General features: G+C 53.3%; 16 protein-coding genes. 10 read left to right on the plus strand and 6 right to left on the minus strand.

Annotated features, from left to right (window positions below):
• Positions 1 to 46: 46 nt before the first annotated feature.
• A complete protein-coding gene (locus Q31b_RS02530; RefSeq protein WP_231617250.1) occupies positions 47 to 1,432 on the plus strand; it encodes a trypsin-like peptidase domain-containing protein in 1,386 nt (461 codons plus the stop codon).
• A gap of 222 nt (positions 1,433 to 1,654) precedes the next feature.
• On the opposite strand, the gene Q31b_RS02535 is transcribed toward Q31b_RS02530, so the two are convergent.
• Together Q31b_RS02535 and Q31b_RS02540 are read right to left on the minus strand one after the other, a co-directional pair.
• The gene (locus Q31b_RS02535; RefSeq protein WP_146598074.1) at positions 1,655 to 2,005 is read right to left on the minus strand and encodes a hypothetical protein; all 351 of its coding nucleotides are present in this window, start codon (positions 2,003 to 2,005) and stop codon (positions 1,655 to 1,657) included.
• A 711-nt stretch (positions 2,006 to 2,716) separates the two neighbouring features.
• Entirely contained in the window at positions 2,717 to 3,205 is a 489-nt protein-coding gene (locus Q31b_RS02540) for an IS4/Tn5 family transposase DNA-binding protein (protein ID WP_146598075.1), read from the minus strand.
• 237 nt (positions 3,206 to 3,442) lie between these two features.
• Between Q31b_RS02540 and Q31b_RS02545 the strand changes: the two genes are divergently transcribed.
• The 5 genes from Q31b_RS02545 (at position 3,443) to Q31b_RS02565 (ending at position 9,449) form a co-directional block, all read left to right on the plus strand.
• Entirely contained in the window at positions 3,443 to 5,293 is a 1,851-nt protein-coding gene (locus Q31b_RS02545; protein WP_146598076.1) for an AAA family ATPase, read from the plus strand.
• A 72-nt stretch (positions 5,294 to 5,365) separates the two neighbouring features.
• The gene (locus tag Q31b_RS02550; protein ID WP_146598077.1) at positions 5,366 to 6,646 is read left to right on the plus strand and encodes a DUF1573 domain-containing protein; all 1,281 of its coding nucleotides are present in this window, start codon (positions 5,366 to 5,368) and stop codon (positions 6,644 to 6,646) included.
• 69 nt (positions 6,647 to 6,715) lie between these two features.
• Positions 6,716 to 8,269 carry a multiheme c-type cytochrome gene (locus Q31b_RS02555; RefSeq protein ID WP_146598078.1) on the plus strand — a complete coding sequence of 518 codons (1,554 nt, stop codon included), beginning with the start codon at positions 6,716 to 6,718 and terminating at the stop codon, positions 8,267 to 8,269.
• A gap of 112 nt (positions 8,270 to 8,381) precedes the next feature.
• Positions 8,382 to 9,032 (plus strand): toprim domain-containing protein, encoded by a 651-nt coding sequence (locus tag Q31b_RS02560; protein WP_146598079.1) that lies wholly within the window; start codon positions 8,382 to 8,384, stop codon positions 9,030 to 9,032.
• 21 nt (positions 9,033 to 9,053) lie between these two features.
• Positions 9,054 to 9,449: a hypothetical protein gene (locus Q31b_RS02565; protein ID WP_146598080.1), complete on the plus strand. Its 396-nt coding sequence runs from the start codon at positions 9,054 to 9,056 to the stop codon at positions 9,447 to 9,449.
• Here Q31b_RS02565 and hisA read toward each other — a convergent pair.
• The 4 genes from hisA to Q31b_RS02585 all read right to left on the minus strand — a co-directional run bounded on the left by hisA (position 9,406) and on the right by Q31b_RS02585 (position 12,669).
• A complete protein-coding gene (gene hisA, locus Q31b_RS02570) occupies positions 9,406 to 10,134 on the minus strand; it encodes a 1-(5-phosphoribosyl)-5-[(5-phosphoribosylamino)methylideneamino]imidazole-4-carboxamide isomerase (protein WP_146598081.1) in 729 nt (242 codons plus the stop codon). The two genes, Q31b_RS02565 and hisA, sit on opposite strands and share 44 nt — an antisense overlap.
• Positions 10,135 to 10,321: 187 nt before the next feature.
• Complete coding sequence (locus tag Q31b_RS02575) at positions 10,322 to 11,566, minus strand: Glu/Leu/Phe/Val family dehydrogenase (RefSeq protein WP_146598082.1); 1,245 nt, start codon at positions 11,564 to 11,566, stop codon at positions 10,322 to 10,324.
• A 66-nt stretch (positions 11,567 to 11,632) separates the two neighbouring features.
• The gene (locus Q31b_RS02580; protein WP_146598083.1) at positions 11,633 to 12,250 is read right to left on the minus strand and encodes a peptidylprolyl isomerase; all 618 of its coding nucleotides are present in this window, start codon (positions 12,248 to 12,250) and stop codon (positions 11,633 to 11,635) included.
• A 143-nt stretch (positions 12,251 to 12,393) separates the two neighbouring features.
• Positions 12,394 to 12,669 (minus strand): DUF1294 domain-containing protein, encoded by a 276-nt coding sequence (locus Q31b_RS02585; RefSeq protein ID WP_146598084.1) that lies wholly within the window; start codon positions 12,667 to 12,669, stop codon positions 12,394 to 12,396.
• Positions 12,670 to 12,743: 74 nt separating this feature from the next.
• On the opposite strand from Q31b_RS02585, the gene Q31b_RS02590 reads away from it, so the two are divergent.
• The 4 genes from Q31b_RS02590 to Q31b_RS02605 all read left to right on the plus strand — a co-directional run bounded on the left by Q31b_RS02590 (position 12,744) and on the right by Q31b_RS02605 (position 17,615).
• A complete protein-coding gene (locus Q31b_RS02590; protein WP_146598085.1) occupies positions 12,744 to 14,726 on the plus strand; it encodes an AAA domain-containing protein in 1,983 nt (660 codons plus the stop codon).
• A gap of 109 nt (positions 14,727 to 14,835) precedes the next feature.
• Positions 14,836 to 15,189: a hypothetical protein gene (locus tag Q31b_RS02595; RefSeq protein ID WP_146598086.1), complete on the plus strand. Its 354-nt coding sequence runs from the start codon at positions 14,836 to 14,838 to the stop codon at positions 15,187 to 15,189.
• 179 nt (positions 15,190 to 15,368) lie between these two features.
• Complete coding sequence (locus Q31b_RS02600; protein ID WP_197170780.1) at positions 15,369 to 17,153, plus strand: ExeA family protein; 1,785 nt, start codon at positions 15,369 to 15,371, stop codon at positions 17,151 to 17,153.
• A 9-nt stretch (positions 17,154 to 17,162) separates the two neighbouring features.
• Positions 17,163 to 17,615 (plus strand): hypothetical protein, encoded by a 453-nt coding sequence (locus Q31b_RS02605; protein WP_146598088.1) that lies wholly within the window; start codon positions 17,163 to 17,165, stop codon positions 17,613 to 17,615.
• Positions 17,616 to 17,712: the final 97 nt, after the last annotated feature.

The following is a 17,712-nucleotide window of genomic DNA, read 5'->3' on the forward strand; positions in this document are numbered from 1 at the left end:
AGCCGCGTTGTCGATTTTGAACACAAACGTCCATGGAGGGACGAGCGTGAAGACGAAAATGTTCGCGGCGATGACCGTATTGTTTCTTGGTGTCTCTCTGCTTGCCGAGACATCGGTGAACGAAGCCTCCGCAGCAAATGCGATTCTAATCGATTTTTCATCGGCGTCGTGTCCACCGTGTCGTGCGATGGAACCGATCCTTGCCGACTTGGAAAACGCCGGTGTCCCCGTTCGCCACGTCGACGTACGAGCTGAACAAGACTTGGCTCGCCGCTACGGCATTCGCCAAACGCCAACCTATGTCATCGTCGTTGATGGCAAAGAGGTGACCCGTTTGGTCGGCATGCAATCGATCGAAAAACTACGCTCGGCATTGGCGATCAACCCAGGCGGGCCGCAGATCCCCACCGGAGCAAAATCCAATTCACTCGACGACTACCCGACCCCTCGCACTCGTTTGGCTCCGATGAAACGGTTGCTCGAGGGGCATCAAACGTTGACGACGGCGTTGCCGGCATCCACATCGTCAGCGATTGCGTCCGAAGCGATGCCGAGTGTCAATTTGGCCGATGCGATCGAACGAGCAAAAGCGGCAACCGTCCGTTTGCGAGTTTACGACGGAAAAGGCTTTGGGGCCGGCACGGGCACCATTGTCGACACCCACGGCGACGAAGCTCTCGTGCTGACCTGCGGTCACTTGTTTCGTGAGACCGAAGGACAAGGCAAGATCGAAGTCGACTTGTTCGTCGGTGGTGAAGTGCACACCGTGCTCGGTCAAGTGATTGACTACGATTCAGAGGATCGCGACGTCGGGTTGGTCGCCATTCGCCCAGGCTTCCCCGTTATCCCCGTCCAAGTGCTCGGCAACGATACAAAAGTTCGTACTGGACAAACCGCATTCAGTTTTGGCTGTGATCGAGGCGACGATCCATCGCGCCGCGATACTCGAATCACGGGGATCGACAAGTACAATCAACAACTTGGCGTATCGAACTTGGAAATCGAAGGAGCTCCAATCGATGGTCGTAGCGGCGGTGGGTTGTTTGATGACGCAGGCCGATTGATCGGAGTTTGCAACGCCGCCGACTACAAAGGTGACGTCGGTATTTATGCAGGTCCAGGCAACATCTATTGGCAGTTTGACCGAGTCAACTTGGCACGTCTGTACAGTCAACCGCAGCACAACCAACCGCAGCGCAACCAACTTGCGGCTGCCCCTGAGCGAACCGCAAGTCTTGACAACGGTTCGCTTGCTGCAATGGGGCTGCCCGCTTCCGCCCTGCAACCGTCGGCAACCGCACCAATCGGTGGTGACCAGGAAGTGATCGTGATCATTCGCGATCGCAACAACCCGGCAGCGAATTCTCAAGTCATGACGGTCGCCGAGCCCACCGCCGAATTCATGCAAATGGTCCAGCAATACGCCCGGTAAAACTTAAGCGGAGACCGACGCCCCAGTCCGTAACGAGATCTTTCACCAAATATTCAAAGCCTTCTAGCTCGTTATCGATCGATTGCCAGTTGTGGTATTCATAGCGTGGCGACTTTTGCTCCGCTAACCGAGTCGTGCCGTTGACGAATTCATGTTCAATTCTTGGCGGGCGAAAGTTGATGATTTTGCCATGTGCGAGATCGGCCAGTAAGAGGTGATTCGTTAATTGAGCTTGGTGCCGCGGATGAAGCTGTTCTCAGCGTTTGCACCAGCGATCGCTTGGGTGACGGCTAAAATGTATTCGCGACACAAGAACATCGGATGCCAAAGTGCGGTTCCCACAACCAACCACTTGCTGATCGAATCGACCATTAGATCAAAGCCTTCATATTTCTCCGCGGATCGCGATATTCTCGTATCGAGCAAATCCGCAATGCAGTGAACAATCTTGCGGCGGACATTGAATGGGATATCGGCGGTTGTAGCCGACCGATCGTTGACGAAGGTGTCAATATCGGGTTCCGACTGGATTAGCGTCAGAACCGTTGCATCGGATGCGTGGAATGTGGACATTTCGTGTGGCGTTCCTTTTTGCGTCTCTTTGCGCTCTTTGTGGCAATTGTCGGATGGAGAGTCGCTAGCGAAAACGGTTGGCCACAAAAAACGCAAGAAAACACAAAAAGTCACAGGTCGTCAGTTGGTGTCGTACCCACGTCAACACACCGCGACGATTCTGATTTGGTTCACGCGGAACGGAAGCCGCCGTCGCCGGCTCGTTGTACCACATAAGCTAACCGCTTGAAAATTTTTTGCACCTGGCCCAAAAGCGTTCCATGCGTTGGACAGGTCGTAGGATCTCTGGATTCCAACCCAAACGTTTGCGTCCCGGGTTCGTTCTTTGGTCGATCGACAGCCCGCTATCGCCAAAACGGCTAATGAATAATCCGGGCTAGTTCTGCAACGCGCGCGATGCGTGAACGAGTTCGCTTTGATTTAGCAATCTGCATCTTCGCTCTGCGTGCTCGAACATTGCACGTTTGATCGGCAATTTTCGGCGTTTGGCGAACTTGTTCGCACCAGTCTTGCTGCTCGGATGTGTTTCGATTTTGACCTGCCCGAATCAGTAAATGCACATTGGGAACTTCGCTTTGGGCGACTGCGGAAAAGACATCGTAAATGTCCGATTCGCTATCACCAACGCACACGCAAGTAGTCTCGGGACAAGCTAAGGCGGTACGCTCGGTACAGTGGACTCCTTCAAGCCAACGAACACTTTCTTTTTCTTCAATGGGAACTTGTTTTCGCTTTTTGTTTTTCTCCGACTTGGATTCTTTGCTGATCGCGTCTCGTGTCCAACTTTTTTTGCCCCACGATTCCTAAGGCAACTCCTGCGACATCGAAGGCAATCATCGGGTGATAGAAAGCTCCACGGCGACTTTCGCAGTCCATTGGCCCTGCTCCATCGACTTGTTGTTCTGGCCGCGTCAAGTCGATCTCGGTAGTGTCCTGGACCAGCAAGACATAGTCGACTTGATTGATTCGTTGATGCGTTGCCTCGATGTGAGGCTGAAGGATCTTTTCAGGAGTGACGTTGTCGTTGTTGAAAAAGCGATAGCAGCCCTCAATCTCAGCCTTACTTTTCAAGGCTGCAGGAATGCTCATATTGGGACTGTGGCTGAGGACATCGGCCATCTTCTTGATTCGTTTCGTGAGCCGTTCGTCCCCGAACTGACAGTCACTGAGTTCCCTCGAAAGATCGGCAACCGTTGACATCAAAACACCTCCGTGGAAGAAATTATTCCGTGAACCGCTGCACCAACGCGGATCCTCAATTGACGATCATTCGCGGTGTCCAGCAAAAAGTCCAGTGGAGACGCATAAAAAATCAACCTGCCAATGCATGCAAAACGCAGGTGTTGTGTGGTACAACGAGCCGTCGCCGGGGAGGTCTTCTTGCGGTATGATAAGACGCTCGTTCATCCCCCTTCTCGAATGTGTCTTTGTAGTAATATGTCTGATCTTCCTGACGATCAAATTATCGAATCGATTCGGCTGTACCGTGAAACGCTTGAGGAAACCAAGGCGTTGTATGTCGGTAGCGGCAATGTGATTCGCCAAAGCTATGGCTGGGCCAGTAACGAGGGAGCTGGTAGAAAAGCGGGCGAAGATTCGGATCCCCAATCGATCGCGGATCAAATGGACGATTTGCATCAGGGACTCTTGATGAAAGTCTTTGCGGCAGCCGTCCCCGATGCGAGCAGCCGGACGATGGAACAACGGCAACTCGGACGTGTCCTCCTACAACATCTGTGGGGAAAATCGGTCTTAGGGAGTCAACTACATGAAGCGGTCGATTGGTTGATTTCGGCATCGAAGGATTTTCAGTGGCGTGATTTGGTTCGGCCCTTTGTCGAAGTCGCCGCCATCCGCGACCGCTGGGGTGAACTCGAAACGCTGGTCATGCGAATGGCCAATTTGCTAGTCGCAATCGATGGTGATACCAGTGCAGCGGACAATGCAAATTTGGAAGCGATGCGAAAGCAAATGAAAGAGCTCCGTGGCGATTCGGTTCCCGAGCACAACAGCCAAGTGGATAGCGACAACGCTCGCGATGCAATCGATTGGTTGCGAGCGGAAGCGAAACGACTTCGCGAAGGAGCATCGGTCACTGCAGCCGAAAAACCGACGGTGACCACAAGTGCAGGTCCAGGCAAAGGTTATTCATCTGCAGCAGCAAAAGAGTCTGGTGCGAACCAATCGAAAGTGGCCGCAGAACCGGTCGACGAGCGGACACCCGAGCAGCGGCTCGCCGAAGCACGCGGAAAACTCGATCAACTTATCGGTCTCGAGGCGATCAAAGACCAGATTCAAACGTTGACTAATTTTCTAAAGATGGAAACTTGGCGGCAAAAGGAAGGCTTGCCGACAAGCCGCCCAAGTCTGCATATGGCCTTTGTCGGGAACCCTGGTACCGGCAAGACAACGGTCGCCCGGATCATTGCCGAGATTTACGGGTCGCTTGGGATTCTTGAAAAAGGGCATTTGGTCGAAACCGATCGTAGCGGTTTGGTAGCCGAGTACGCCGGGCAAACGGGGCCAAAAACCAACGCGAAGATCGACGAAGCGCTCGACGGAGTTCTGTTTATCGATGAAGCCTACACCTTGATCGATGAAAATGGGCAAGATCAATACGGACGCGAAGCGGTGCAGACGTTGCTGAAGCGAATGGAGGATCAACGTGATCGGCTGATCGTCATTCTAGCTGGGTACCCCGTTGAAATGCGAACGATGATTCGCAGCAATCCCGGCCTCAGCTCTCGCGTCGGCACGACGATGCACTTTGATGACTATTCCCCCGAAGACTTATGCCGAATCTTTGAACTGATTGCAAAGAAATCGAAATACTCGCTGCCGACCGAATCACGTCGTCGGTTGCTCCGAGGTTTTACTTATCTTTACGTCAATCGGGATCGGCACTTTGGAAATGGGCGGACGAGTCGAAACAGTTTTGAGCGAAGTGTGCGGCGGTTGGCCAACCGGTTGGCGGCGATGACGGAGGTGACTCGTGACGACTTGACGACCCTAAAAGCGGACGACATTGAAGTGGCGGAAGTCACTCAACAGCATTTGATACTCTTGGCGGCTGACAAAGGATCGGTGCGAGTTCGGTGCAGTCATTGCGAAAAACCATCGGTGATTGACGATCAATTACTCGGCACCACAGTCAAATGCGAGTCGTGCAAAGAAAAATTCGCAGCCGATTGGGGAGACCCCGTTATGGAAATGCCCAAACCGGGTGAGACGGCTGCGAAAGAGAAAATTCCACCAGAGTCTGGCGAGCCGGCCCCAAAATTGTCGTGAACCGATTCGTTCGCTCGATCGTACTGATGCCAGTTTCCGTGTTTTTATCTTACGACACTTTTGGGCTGAGACGTGATTCGCTTTTTATTAGTATTGGTTTTGGCGGCGGCGGTTGGCGGAGTGGTCGGATGGAGCATCAACTACTCTCGGTTCGGGCATCGAACCGCTTACATGGGCGAAATGGTCTATCAGGGCGAGATCAAAGGCGAGGATTATGCTGAACATTTAGCCTCGTTCACGCAAGCAGAGAACCCCAAAGTCGAATTACCCGACGGCGATACCTACGACTTCGGCGCGATGTCACCCAACGAAAAAGGCGAGCATCGCTTCGTGATCAAGAATGTTGGCGACGGGGATTTGACGCTGCGACTCGGGGCGACCACATGCAAATGCACCCTCGGGACTCTGAAAACGGATCGACTCAAGCCGGGTGAAGAAACCGATGTTTTGCTTGAGTGGAACGTAAAAACAAACGAAAAAGCGTTTTCTCAGTCGGCCCAAATCTTGACCAACGACCCCGATAATTATGCGATCGACTTGAAGGTGGCTGGACGTGTCGTTTACCAGATGGAGATGGTCCCCGACACGCTGACCTTTGGCGAGATTGCCTCGAGTGAAGGAACGCAGTTGACCGCCAAAATTTATAACTACATGTCGCCTCCGATCGAAAATATCGAGGCCACTTTTAGTTCGGAGGAACTGAACAAATTTTCCGATGTGACGATCGAGCCATTCGAGCCATCCGATGCCGATGGACCGAACGCCAAAGCGGTGCAAGGGTTCCGTGTTTCGATCGATCTCAAACCTGGTATGCGTCAAGGTCCGGTATCGCAAAACCTGATCTTCAAGTTTACTCAGCCAAATCACGGGGAATTGGTTGCTGAAAATGCGAACGTTGAAGTCAACGAGGCCGCATCGAGCAGCGAAAACGAGAAGATGCAATTCTCGGCCGTGATCACGGGAAAAGTGGTCGGTTCCATTGGTATGATCCCCAACCCGCGATTGGAAGAAACGGAGTTAGGTAACTTTATCTATGACTTTGGGCAAGTTGGGGCTGATGGGCCGTTTAAGGCGAAGGTGTTCGTTGTGTTAAAGGGTGAGAATCGTGACGAGGAAAAGTTAAGTATCGGGGCCGTTGTGCCCGAAGACGTTGTTAAAGCTACTCTAAGTGAACCGCTTCGGCGAGGAGCGATGACGCTTTATCCACTGGAGTTTGAGTTGATCCCTGGCCCCGAGCCAATCAAGCGTTTGGGACGCAACAAGGATGATTATGGAAAAGTGAGGGTGGTCTCGGAACGAGAAGGCGGTGACAGGTTGACAATCGGCTTGCGGTTCTCGTTGGAACCCAAATAAGCCCATCGATTGCGTGTCAGCTTGTTTACGGCTGGCCCATCCGCATGAGCAACTGAGGAAAAAGCAAAGATGATGTTTCCACCACACACCCCTTCCGCTGCAGGGCTTCGGCTTGTTGCTCGAGGAGCCTGTCTTGTTGCCGTTTTAATGGTGTTTTTAGCGGTTGAAAGTGGGCTCGATATCGCTCGCGGCCAACAGCCGTCCAAACCGATCGCTATTGATAATGGCTCTGCAAAGGGCCCTGAGGACTACACCGATTGGAAGAGGCCCGATTTGACGCTGATGGTGACGGGGAATCAACACGGATACTTAGAGCCGTGCGGGTGCACCGGTCTCGATAACCAAAAAGGGGGCGTCGCGAGACGTTTTACGTTTCTCAATCAAATACGGGACCGTGGTTGGGAGGTGATTCCAATTGACGCAGGGAATCAAGTTCGTCGATTCGGTCGTCAAGCGGAGATAAAATTCCAACGGACCGCAGAAGCTCTTCGCAAGATGCAATACGAATCGGTCGGCTTTGGTACCGATGATGTCCGGCTTGGTGTTGGCGAGTTGATTTCGGTCGCGGCGAGCGAATCGCCGGAGGAAGCGCTCTACGTTTCGGCAAACGTGGTTCTGCTGGACCCCAGCCTAATGCCACAGTTCAAGATCATGGACCGCGGCGGGATGAAGGTGGGCATGACGAGTGTGCTCGATCCGGCAACGCTCGATTCACCCCTCGGTGACGAGATCGTACTCGAACCGCCCGTAGCTGCTACAAAAAAAGCACTCGAATCGATCGATGCGAAATCACCTGATTACAAAGTTCTGACCTTTTTCGGTACTGAAAAAGCGGCGGAAAAACTTGTCCGCGAAGTCCCTGGGTTTGACGTCGTCGTCGTTGCCGGTGGTTTTGGCGAACCGACTTATCAGATGCAATCGATTGATAACAGCGAAACGAAGATGATCGTTACTGGCGACAAGGCGATGTATGTTGGAATGATCGGTTTGTACAAAGACGCACCCGCGAAGTATAGTCGCGTTGCGATGACGCATGAAATCGAGGATTCGAAAGAGATGCGTAAATTGATGTCTGATTATCAGTTGCAGCTTCGCGATTTAGGTTTGGAAGCACTGGGGCTGCGTCCAATTCCAACGCCCTCGGGGAAGAGTTATATCGGTAGCGAAGCGTGTGGGAAATGCCACACCAGCGCGTATGAAATCTGGGAAGGAACGCCGCATTCCCATGCGACCGAATCGCTCATTCACCCTGGCGAACGAGGTGACGTGCCTCGCCATTTTGATCCCGAGTGCATTAGTTGTCATGTCACCGGATGGAACCCGCAAGGCTTTTATCCGTATGAATCGGGATACCTGTCGCTTGAGGCTACCCCGCATTTGACTGCCAGCGGCTGTGAGAATTGCCACGGGCCCGGAGCCGCCCACGCGGCAGCCGAAGAGGCCGGCTCGAATGTCAGTGAGCCGAAACGCATCGATCTGCGGGATGCTATGCGTTTGACTTTCGACGACGCTCGAGCAAAGTGCATGGAATGCCATGACTTGGACAACAGTCCTGATTTCCATGAGCAAGATGCGTTCGAGGATGTCTATTGGCCTGAAGTCGAACATTACGGAATGGATTAGGCTTTGTCTGAAAAGGGGTCTGACCCTCTCTAGGCAAGCCGGAAACGATTGACAAAACCAATCTCCTCCAAAGGGTCAGACCCCTTTTTGGAAAAAGCCAGCTGTCGCTGCTATGTTTCGTTCGACGCCGATCAAATTGCATGATTGCCAAGTTCACGGCGTGGGGACGGGAGCCGAGTTGTTTGTTGTCGAAGGTGACTCCGCATCGTTATCGGTCGCCCGGGCTCGCGACCCTCGCTTTCAAGCGGTGCTACCGATGCAAGGTAAGCCGCTCAACGCCATCAAGGCGTCACCGCGCGCGGTTGCTAACAACGAATGGTTTTCGGCGTTTGCCGAAGCGGTAGGTAGTGGTATGGGTGAGTATTTTCATTTGCAATCGATTCGTTATGACAACGTGATTTTGTTGTTCGATCCCGATGCGGACGGGATCCATTGTGGAGCGCTGATGATGATGTTTTTGCATCGCTTCATGCGCCCGCTGCTCGAATCGGGCCGTGTCTCGATCGTCCGTGCACCGATGTTCGAGATCACCGCGAATGCTTACAGCGATTCCTTGTTCGCTTTTGGCGAGGAACACTACCGAAAGTTGCGTGAGCATCTCGAATCGCAAAGGATCGAGGGGTTGAAGGTGAATCGTTTTCGTGGTTTGGCAAGTTTGAATCAATCGTTGCTGACGCGAACATGTATCGCCCCCGAAACACGTTCCGCAACCCCGCTCGACACGTCCGATGCCGAGTCAGCGATTAACCTGTTTTGTCAGTAGCCGCGTCTCTCCGAGACGCGAATGGAACATGGCGTCTCGGAGAGACGCCGCTACTGTACTGTGTGGATTTGGCGTCTCGGCGAGACGCCGCTACTGTGCTGTGTGGATTTGGCGTCTCGGCGAGACGCCGCTACTGTGCTGTGTGGATTTGGCGTGTCGGAGAGACGCGGCTACTGTGCTGTGTGGATTTGGCGTGTCGGAGAGACGCCGCTACTGTGCTGTGTGGATTTGGCGTCTCGGCGAGACGCGGCTGCTGTACTGTGTGGATTTGGCGTGTCGGAGAGACGCCGCTACTGTGCTGTGTGCATTTGGCGTCTCGGCGAGACGCCGCTACTGTACTGTGTGGATTTGGCGTCTCGGCGAGACGCCGCTACTAGCGATCGCCGGCGGCGTCGAGGACTTCTTCGAGCTGCATGACGCCATCGTAAATGGAGCGTCCGACGATCGCAGCGGGCATTTCAATTTGGACCAACTTGCGAACATCGTCGATCGTCGTCACACCGCCACTGGCGACAAGCGGGATATCGGTTGCCGCTGCCATCTCAATCAGGCCTTCGAAATTGGGGCCGCTCATCATGCCATCTCGAGCAATGTCGGTGTAGATGATCGCTGCGATTTTATCGGTACGGTTTCGTAGGTCCTTGGCCAAATCGACTGCGGGCGTCGTACTCGTTTCCAGCCATCCATCGGTAGCGACCATTCCGCCGCGGGCGTCGATCCCAGCCGCCAAGCGGCCAGGATACGTATCACACATTTTTGCGAACCAATCGGGTTGCTTCAGTGCAGCCGAACCCACGACGAGCCGATCGATTCCGAGAGCGAGCAGCGATTCGATTGACGCTTCATCTCGAACGCCCCCGCCCAGTTCGCATTGCAGGTTGGTTGCGGCAACGATTCGTTTCACCGCTTCACGATTTAGGGTGGGATCGTCACCACGGGCAGCATCCAAATCGACGAGGTGCAAGCGTCGTGCACCAGCGTTTTTCCAGCGCTGAGCAAACTCGACTGGATCGTCGCCGAATGTCGTTTGTCGATCATAGTCGCCTTGTCGTAACCGTACCGGTTTGCCAAAGCGAAGATCGATTGCAGGCCAGATTTCCAAAAGGGGACTCCTTGGTATGTTTGTAGGTTTGGATTTTGAAGAGACGATGGTTTCATTAGCCGCACGGCGTGAGTAGCGGATATCGCGATGCCATCTTTGAAGGTCTCAGCCCGGAGGGTGTCCTATCCGGTGTCGTGTCGGCCTTGGGCCTAATTCGTGGAGTAATTTCCGTATTTGCCATGTCTGGCTAACCTGTTAGCCCCGCGAGTTCGGTAGCCCGGTGCACTCGGGCGATACCGATCATATAGGCAGCCGTTCGGAGCGAAACCTCGTGCTGGTTCGATGTTTCCCAAACCGTCTCAAACGCTTCGTTCATCGTATGGTCTAATTCCTGACGGACGCGGTCAAGCGACCATCGATAGTGTTGTCGATTTTGGACCCATTCGAAATAGCTGACCGTCACCCCGCCAGCGTTCGCCAAAATATCGGGCAAGATATGGACCTCTCGTTGATTGAGAATCTTGTCGGCGGCAGGAACGATGGGACCATTCGCAGCTTCGACGATCACCTTGGCATGGATTTCATCAACGTTTTCCTCGGTAATAATGCCTCCGACCGCCGCGGGGATCAAGACCGCTGCGTCTGGTAGGGTCAACAGTGCATCCACTGGCAAAACCTCGCATTCGTTGTAGCCTTCGAGCAAGCCCTTGGGATGCTTCATCTTGTGCCGCATGATCTCGGGGATATTTAACCCGGTCGACTTGTAGTAGGTGCCGGTGATATCGCTAACGGCGATGATCGGAAACTCTGCTTCATTGAGAAACTTGGCGGCATGAGTGCCAACGTTTCCGAATCCTTGAATGGCCGTTTTTGCTTTATCTGGTTTGAGTCCAAGTCGACGAGTCAATTTCAAAGTCAACGTTCCGACGCCGCGTCCGGTCGCCTCTTCACGTCCGCGTGCTCCATACTCTTCGACCGGTTTCCCGGTAATGACGGCAGGGTTGAAGCCATGGTACTTCTCCCATTGGTTACGGAACCACGACATGATTTGAAAATCGGTCCCCATATCAGGGGCTGGGATATCGGTATCGGGGCCGACGACATCATGAATGGCATCGGCCAGGGAACGTGTCAGGCGTTGGAGTTCTGGTTGGGACAAGCGGCTCGGATCGACTCCTATGCCACCTTTTGCCCCCCCATACGGCAGATTGACCACGGCGGTTTTCCAAGTCATCAAACACGCTAACGCTCGAACCTCGTCAAGATCGACTTGAGGATGAAACCGCAGCCCCCCCTTCATCGGACCTCGCGCATTGTCGTGTTGCACTCGAAACCCAATAAAGTTCGCCAACTTTCCATCGTCCATTTCGATTGAAACTTGGACCTGGATTTCTCGGTCGGGCATCAGTAACGCTTCCCGCATCGCAGGATCGATCTTCAGTCGCTCTGCCGCTTCATCAAAAAATATTTGGGTCGCTTCAAAGGCTCGCATTAAGACAACTCACTGAACTTGAAAAAGAGGGGTCTGGACCTGGTGGGCTGGTCTAAACCTGGTGGGCTACTGTCCAGCGTTAGCTTTGACGACTACTTTTGCTTTTCGGATAACGATCGGATTGACGGGGACGTCTTGCATCAAACCGCCTGGAATCGATGGATCACGAACGGGCCGCGTTGGCGTTTTGCCGATTCGATCGACCACTTCCTTACCCTCGATCACTTTGCCGAAAACCGTATAGCCAAACCCGTCGCCAGACGTTGCACGGTTGAGCGGCGCGTTGTCGGCCGTATTGATAAAGAATTGACTCGTCGCGCTATGCGGGTCAGGCAATCTCGCCATCGCGATCGTATACTTGTCGTTTTTCAATCCATTGCCAGCTTCATTTCGTATCGGGGCCAAGGTGTCCTTCTTTTTCATCTCTTTGTCAAACCCGCCACCTTGGATCATGAAGCCATCAATCACTCGGTGAAAGACCGTGTTTTCGTAGAACCCGTTTTTGACATATTCCAAGAAATTTGCGACAGTTTTCGGCGCTTCTTCGGCATTGAGTTCCAATGTGATCATTCCTTCGGAAGTGTCCAATTGGACCAACACCGGTTCTTGGGCATTGCCGTGTGCCGATCCCAAGCCGATGAAGCAAGCGGCAAGGCCAACGATAATAGACAGTCGAAGCGTCATTGATTTGTCCTTAATGAGTTTGTTTGGAAGTGATGTTATCCGTGCACATGCTCTAACGGATGGAGGGCATGTTTGTAAAGAGTCAGCTTTCGCTCTGCGCAGGGCGACTACAACAGGCAGGGCGACTACAACAGGCAGGGCGACTACAACAGGTCCCTTGCCACCATGATTGCAGTGATCGTGACATTGACAACCACACAAAAGGCAAATTGTAGGCGGAACGACCGTTTTTGAGTCTTGTGGCGAATACGCTGTCCCACCAACCAAGCTCCTGGCCACCCTCCGGCCAACGACCAAAGCAGTAGCGTTTTTTCCGACACTCGGCGCGAATCTCGTCTTGCTGCTCGTTTGTCAACGGCATACAAAATGCCAGCAACGACGCTAGCGACTAGTGTCCAAATGGCAATTAAGACTAACATAGCGATTGCTTGTACCCTCTAATCACGATGGTTCCTTCGTTTCTACTCGCGAATTTCTACTCTGGATTGACTTCATGCCGCGTCGTTCACGCCAAAATCGTTTCGGTGATGGCATCCATCCTGTTGCCGAATCGAGCGGCACCGCTACGTCGATTTACAGTGTCCAAGATTACTTTTCAATGTTATCGCATTGGTTGGGGCTCGAAGGCGAAGCCGAAAGAGCCCGCATGGCCGTGCGGCGACAAATTCGTGACCGACGCGACGTGGAAGGCACTGGCGAAACGTTGGTGGCGATGCGTTTGTCGGATCACCACACCGGCTTAGCTGGGCGACTGCTGTTGGATTTTTCCAAACCAGGCGGCCAAACGCTGCCCATGAATCGGCTCAAAGTCGGTGCGCCTGTTGTCATTTCGGACTGGGATGACCCGGCGGACGAAGGTGTACCAGGGGTCGTCAGTCGCCGCAAGCACAACCATCTTCAAGTGGCGACCGAACAATGGCCGAGCGGCGACCAATTCCGCATCGATCTATCACCCGATGAGACGACCCGTCGGCGACAATTGGCGGCCATGAGTAAAGCCGAAACGGCCAACAAGCGAACCGGTCAACTGCGTGATGCCCTCTTGGGTTTTCGCCCGCTACGGTTCGAATCGGCAAATTCCGAGACCCATCCAGCGAAACCGATCAGCTTTCTGAGCGAGCTCAACCCCCCTCAACAAGATGCCGTGCGGTTTGCTTTGTCAGCGAAAGATACGGCGATTTTACATGGTCCGCCAGGAACAGGAAAAACGACCACCTTGGCCGAAGTGATCTATCAAGCGGTCGCTCGCGGGGATCGAGTCTTGGCGTGTGCACCGAGTAACACGGCGGTCGACAATCTGCTCGAAAAACTCGTGGCGATCATGCCAAATGTGCTGCGGGTGGGGCATCCAGCACGAGTGTTCGAGTCGCTTCGCGGTCACACGCTTGATGAATTGGTCGATGCCGATCCCGCAACCGATGTGATTCGCGAAATGCGCCGCGAACTCGAGCAATTGATGCGGGAAGCATCCCGGAAACCACGGGGCAAGGATGGCTATCGAAACCGTGGCCAACTTTATGCCGAAGCGGGGCAACTTCGAGGACAAATCCGTTCGTTTGAGCGGTCGATCATTCAAGGAGTTCTCGATTCCGCGGATGTCGTTTGCACGACAACGACCATCGATGACGATCTGTTCGGATCACGCCAGTTTGATTTGGTGGTCGTTGACGAAGCGTGTCAATGTACCCAGCCGAGTATTTGGCAAGCCGTGCTGCGTGCCGACCGTATCTTGTTTGCGGGGGACCATTTCCAACTGCCGCCGACCGTACTAAGTGACCAGGCAGCCGCAGATGGGATGCGTGATTCGCTGATGCAGCACCTGATAGAACGCGAAGGCGAAAACGTCTTTCGACGTCTGGTGGTCCAGTACCGCATGAACGAAACGATCATGAACTTCTCTTCGCAAACGTTTTACGATGGATCGCTCATCGCGGACGCCTCGGTCAAGTCGCATCGTCTTTGCGATATCGCGGCGGTAGCAGAAACCCCGTTGACGAGCGAGCCGATCGAGTTCATCGATACCGCCGGTGCGGAGTTTGACGAGCAACTCGAGCCGGATGGTCAAAGTAAAATGAATCCGAAGGAAGCGAACTTGATCGTAAAACTCGTTCGCGAATTGCTGGACTCGGGAGTCGACGCGTCCCAAATTGCAGTGATCGCCCCCTATGCGGCTCAAGTTCGTCTGCTGCGATCACGATTGGAGCTGCCGGAAATAGAAATTGACACGGTCGACGGATTTCAAGGAAGAGAAAAAGAAGTGGTGCTGTTGACGATGGTACGCAGCAACGACCGAGGCGAGATCGGCTTCTTGGCCGATACGCGGCGAACCAATGTGGCGATGACTCGGGCGAAACGAAAGATGGTCATGGTTGGCGATAGCTCAACCCTGGGCGGCCATCCGTTTTACGCAGCCATGTTGGACTACTTTGAATCTCAACAAGCGTACCGATCGGTGTGGTCCTACGATTGTCCCTAACATTGATAGGTTTTCGGGGGTCGGTTTTCGGGCAAAGCCTAGCGTTGGGGGTAAACAACCACTACCATACAGGGTGGGGATTATTCACAACGATGAAAGGGCTTTCGAAATGAAAGAAGAATATCATGGTTGGGACGTGCATGATGACAATTCAAACCGCTTTAATTTTGCGAATATAGCGGGTGAGAAACGAGGCCTTGACACGTTTGTCATCACCGATTTTGGGAAATCGACGAATGTTCGTCAGGCGGTTTCAGCGATGCTGGCAGCGACAAAGCAATTTCATTGCAAATTGCATGTCCAGCGTAGCGAACAAGCGATGGCGATATTGACGGAGCTGTCCGACGCGCGAATGTTGAAGATGGCACCCGTGCGATCCAATGAAAATGATGAAATCGGCGTGATGTCGATCCGAGCCACACCGCCGCCCCCGCCTCGTCCATGGTGGAAGTTTTGGGGTTAGCCCTGGACGGTTCAAAATTTGGGGTTGTGGAAGCCTAGCGATATGCAGTGATCGCCGCATCAGGAACAAATCGCTGAGAATCTTTTAGGATTATGCATGATTGTGCCGATGGTAATGATTGTACGGTGCCATCTGGTTGGTCCGTCGCAGTCAGACAAACACGAAGAGGCTCTCAAGCAATGCATGCTTCGGAACAACGACACGTCACCCCACCTTTCCCAGCATTTCCAAGCACTAGCCGTTACGTCGAGCTTGGCTCGATCGCCGAAGCAATGACGCGAGTCTGCCGGAGCGTTGATGCTCGCGAAGGTGTTTCCCTCGTCGTAGGGCCTCCCGGAACCGGCAAATCGCTGCTCTGTTCCTTGCTCGTGAAACACTACTCGGAAACTCACGACGTCGTCGTCTTGGGGGAGACTCCTATTCCAAGTAGTGCCGCCTATCAACGCTCGCTGCTTCATCACCTTGGTAGTGATTATCGTAGCCTCGATGAATCCGAGCTGCAGTTGGCTTTGGTCGACCGCGTTTCGGGCAGCAATGCGAAAAACGATGGTTTATTGATTATTGTCGATGAAGCTCAAGCATTGTCCGCCGAGGTCCTTGAGTCGATCCGTATGTCTACCAACATTCATCGCCGGGGTGAGCCGCGGGTGTTTGCGGTGGTCGTCGGCGGTCCAAAGCTTGATGAGACGTTAACCTCACCCGCACTTGAGGGATTCACTCAGCGAATCGCGGCGCGTTGTTATCTACATCCCATGAATGGTGACGAGACTCGTCAGTACATTACGAGAACGATCGAGAACTGCGGAGCGGATGCAGCGTCGACAATCTCAAGCGAAGCGATTTCATCCGTCCATCATGCTTGTCTAGGCGTGCCCCGTCTCATCAATCAAATCATGACCGAGGCGATCGACATTGCTGAGGAGTCGGATGAATCGTTGATTACCGATGCGACGATCGGTCGCGCCTGGGCGCAACTTCAGCAGCTACCAAGCCCGATGATCGAACCACCAAAGATCAAAGGATCAGGCTGCCTTGATGACGAATCGAGCTCCATTGAATTTGGTGAACTCGATGAGTCCGAAGACGGTTGCAAATTCGAGCAATCGTACGAGCTAACTCTCGAAGAAGAACTTACCGATGAAGTCGAAGCCGAAAAGGCAGCAGCGGATTTGGTGGAACAAGAGTGCGAACCCGATTATCAAGACCCCGAACCGGTGAGAGTCCTTGACACGCAAGCTCTGTTTGGTGATTTCGAAGAAGAGGAAGAGGTTTCCATTGGAGCGAAGACGGTTTTAACGAAAGAGCCTTCGTCGGAAAAAGTCGAAAAAGTCGAAAAAGTCGAAAAAGTCGAAAAAGTCGAAAAAGTCGAAAAAGTCGAAAAAGTCGAAAAAGTCGAAGAAGTCGAAGAAGTCGAAGAAGTCGAAGAGTTGGTGTGCGAAGGGTCAGCAGGCAATCGTGAGTTCGATAGCCTGTTGGATCAACAAATCGTTGGCATTTCGGATTCGCCACTCGCCGCCGAGCTCTATACTAACGAGATGACCGAGCAAGTGGAGCGGCTTGAGCAGGTTCAGCAAGTCGAACAGGCAGAGGAAATGTTGCAAACGGACGACGTGCCTTGTGCACAGGACTGTCAGGATTGCGAATGCAGTGGCGAGCAAGAAGAGAAGGGTGCGAAGCCTGCTGTTGTCGCGTTGCACATTCACAGCAACGCGGATATCGAATCTCGTTACGAGAGTGACCAAGAAGACGGATTGGAAGCAGAAGCGGAAACGCCTCAGCTAGCGGTTCGCAGCGAGCGTCGTGGTGACATTCAGATTGGTGATGACAGTGATCTATTGATTATCGAAGAGGATCTCGATTTGTCGGCTGAGGTTGCTGTCGCATCAGAAGATAAGCAGGATGTTGGTCGGTCGATTGACGTTCGCGCTATGCTCAATCGAATGCGAACGGGAACCGAGGGCTAGCGGATTACGATGCCACTAAGACGATTATCTAACGAGCTGATCCGGCTTGGTCGCGATGAACTAACCACGCCGGTATTGGTTTTACCGCCGTGGATATCGCTGCGTGCTGATTTTTACAAGGAATTGGCAGAAGCGATCACTTCGCAAACTGGCCAAAGCGTGCGATTCGATACGCTTCGACCGCTTGGTGGTTTGTGGCAAACGCTTGTCAACAAATTCAGCGATTGGCAGATTCGTCAAATCAATCGGCAAGTGAATCGAAAAGGGCAAGCCATGCCAGCGGCGGAAGTCGTCTTGACCGCCAGCATTGCGCGACCGACATCGATGTTAGCAATCGACAGAACTCAGGCTCAAACGCCCACGGTTTTCGTCATTGGCATTGCCAACGAAAAGGCGTCGTTGCCCTCCTGGACGACGCCAATCCATCTTGCAAGTTCACCCATCTCAGGTGTCGCGGCTTAGCCGATTCACCTGTCTCGGCGGACGCTCGAAGCCCCAGCCGCATCAAAAAGCAAGCCGCTCTCGCTTGTTGCCGATGGTTCTATCGTTGCTCGACCCC

This window comes from Novipirellula aureliae (genome assembly GCF_007860185.1).
GTDB classification, from domain to species: Bacteria; Planctomycetota; Planctomycetia; order Pirellulales; family Pirellulaceae; genus Novipirellula_A; species Novipirellula_A aureliae.

Coding starts and splice junctions, on each gene's coding strand:
- Q31b_RS02535 (WP_146598074.1), bottom strand. CDS start 2,005: ATGTCCACATTCCACGCATCCGATGCAACGGTTCTGACGCTAATCCAG.
- Q31b_RS02540 (WP_146598075.1), bottom strand. CDS start 3,205: ATGTCAACGGTTGCCGATCTTTCGAGGGAACTCAGTGACTGTCAGTTC.
- Q31b_RS02545 (WP_146598076.1), top strand. CDS start 3,443: ATGTCTGATCTTCCTGACGATCAAATTATCGAATCGATTCGGCTGTAC.
- Q31b_RS02555 (WP_146598078.1), top strand. CDS start 6,716: ATGATGTTTCCACCACACACCCCTTCCGCTGCAGGGCTTCGGCTTGTT.
- Q31b_RS02560 (WP_146598079.1), top strand. CDS start 8,382: ATGTTTCGTTCGACGCCGATCAAATTGCATGATTGCCAAGTTCACGGC.
- Q31b_RS02565 (WP_146598080.1), top strand. CDS start 9,054: ATGGAACATGGCGTCTCGGAGAGACGCCGCTACTGTACTGTGTGGATT.
- Q31b_RS02575 (WP_146598082.1), bottom strand. CDS start 11,566: ATGCGAGCCTTTGAAGCGACCCAAATATTTTTTGATGAAGCGGCAGAG.
- Q31b_RS02580 (WP_146598083.1), bottom strand. CDS start 12,250: ATGACGCTTCGACTGTCTATTATCGTTGGCCTTGCCGCTTGCTTCATC.
- Q31b_RS02585 (WP_146598084.1), bottom strand. CDS start 12,669: ATGTTAGTCTTAATTGCCATTTGGACACTAGTCGCTAGCGTCGTTGCT.
- Q31b_RS02590 (WP_146598085.1), top strand. CDS start 12,744: ATGCCGCGTCGTTCACGCCAAAATCGTTTCGGTGATGGCATCCATCCT.
- Q31b_RS02595 (WP_146598086.1), top strand. CDS start 14,836: ATGAAAGAAGAATATCATGGTTGGGACGTGCATGATGACAATTCAAAC.
- Q31b_RS02600 (WP_197170780.1), top strand. CDS start 15,369: ATGCATGCTTCGGAACAACGACACGTCACCCCACCTTTCCCAGCATTT.
- Q31b_RS02605 (WP_146598088.1), top strand. CDS start 17,163: ATGCCACTAAGACGATTATCTAACGAGCTGATCCGGCTTGGTCGCGAT.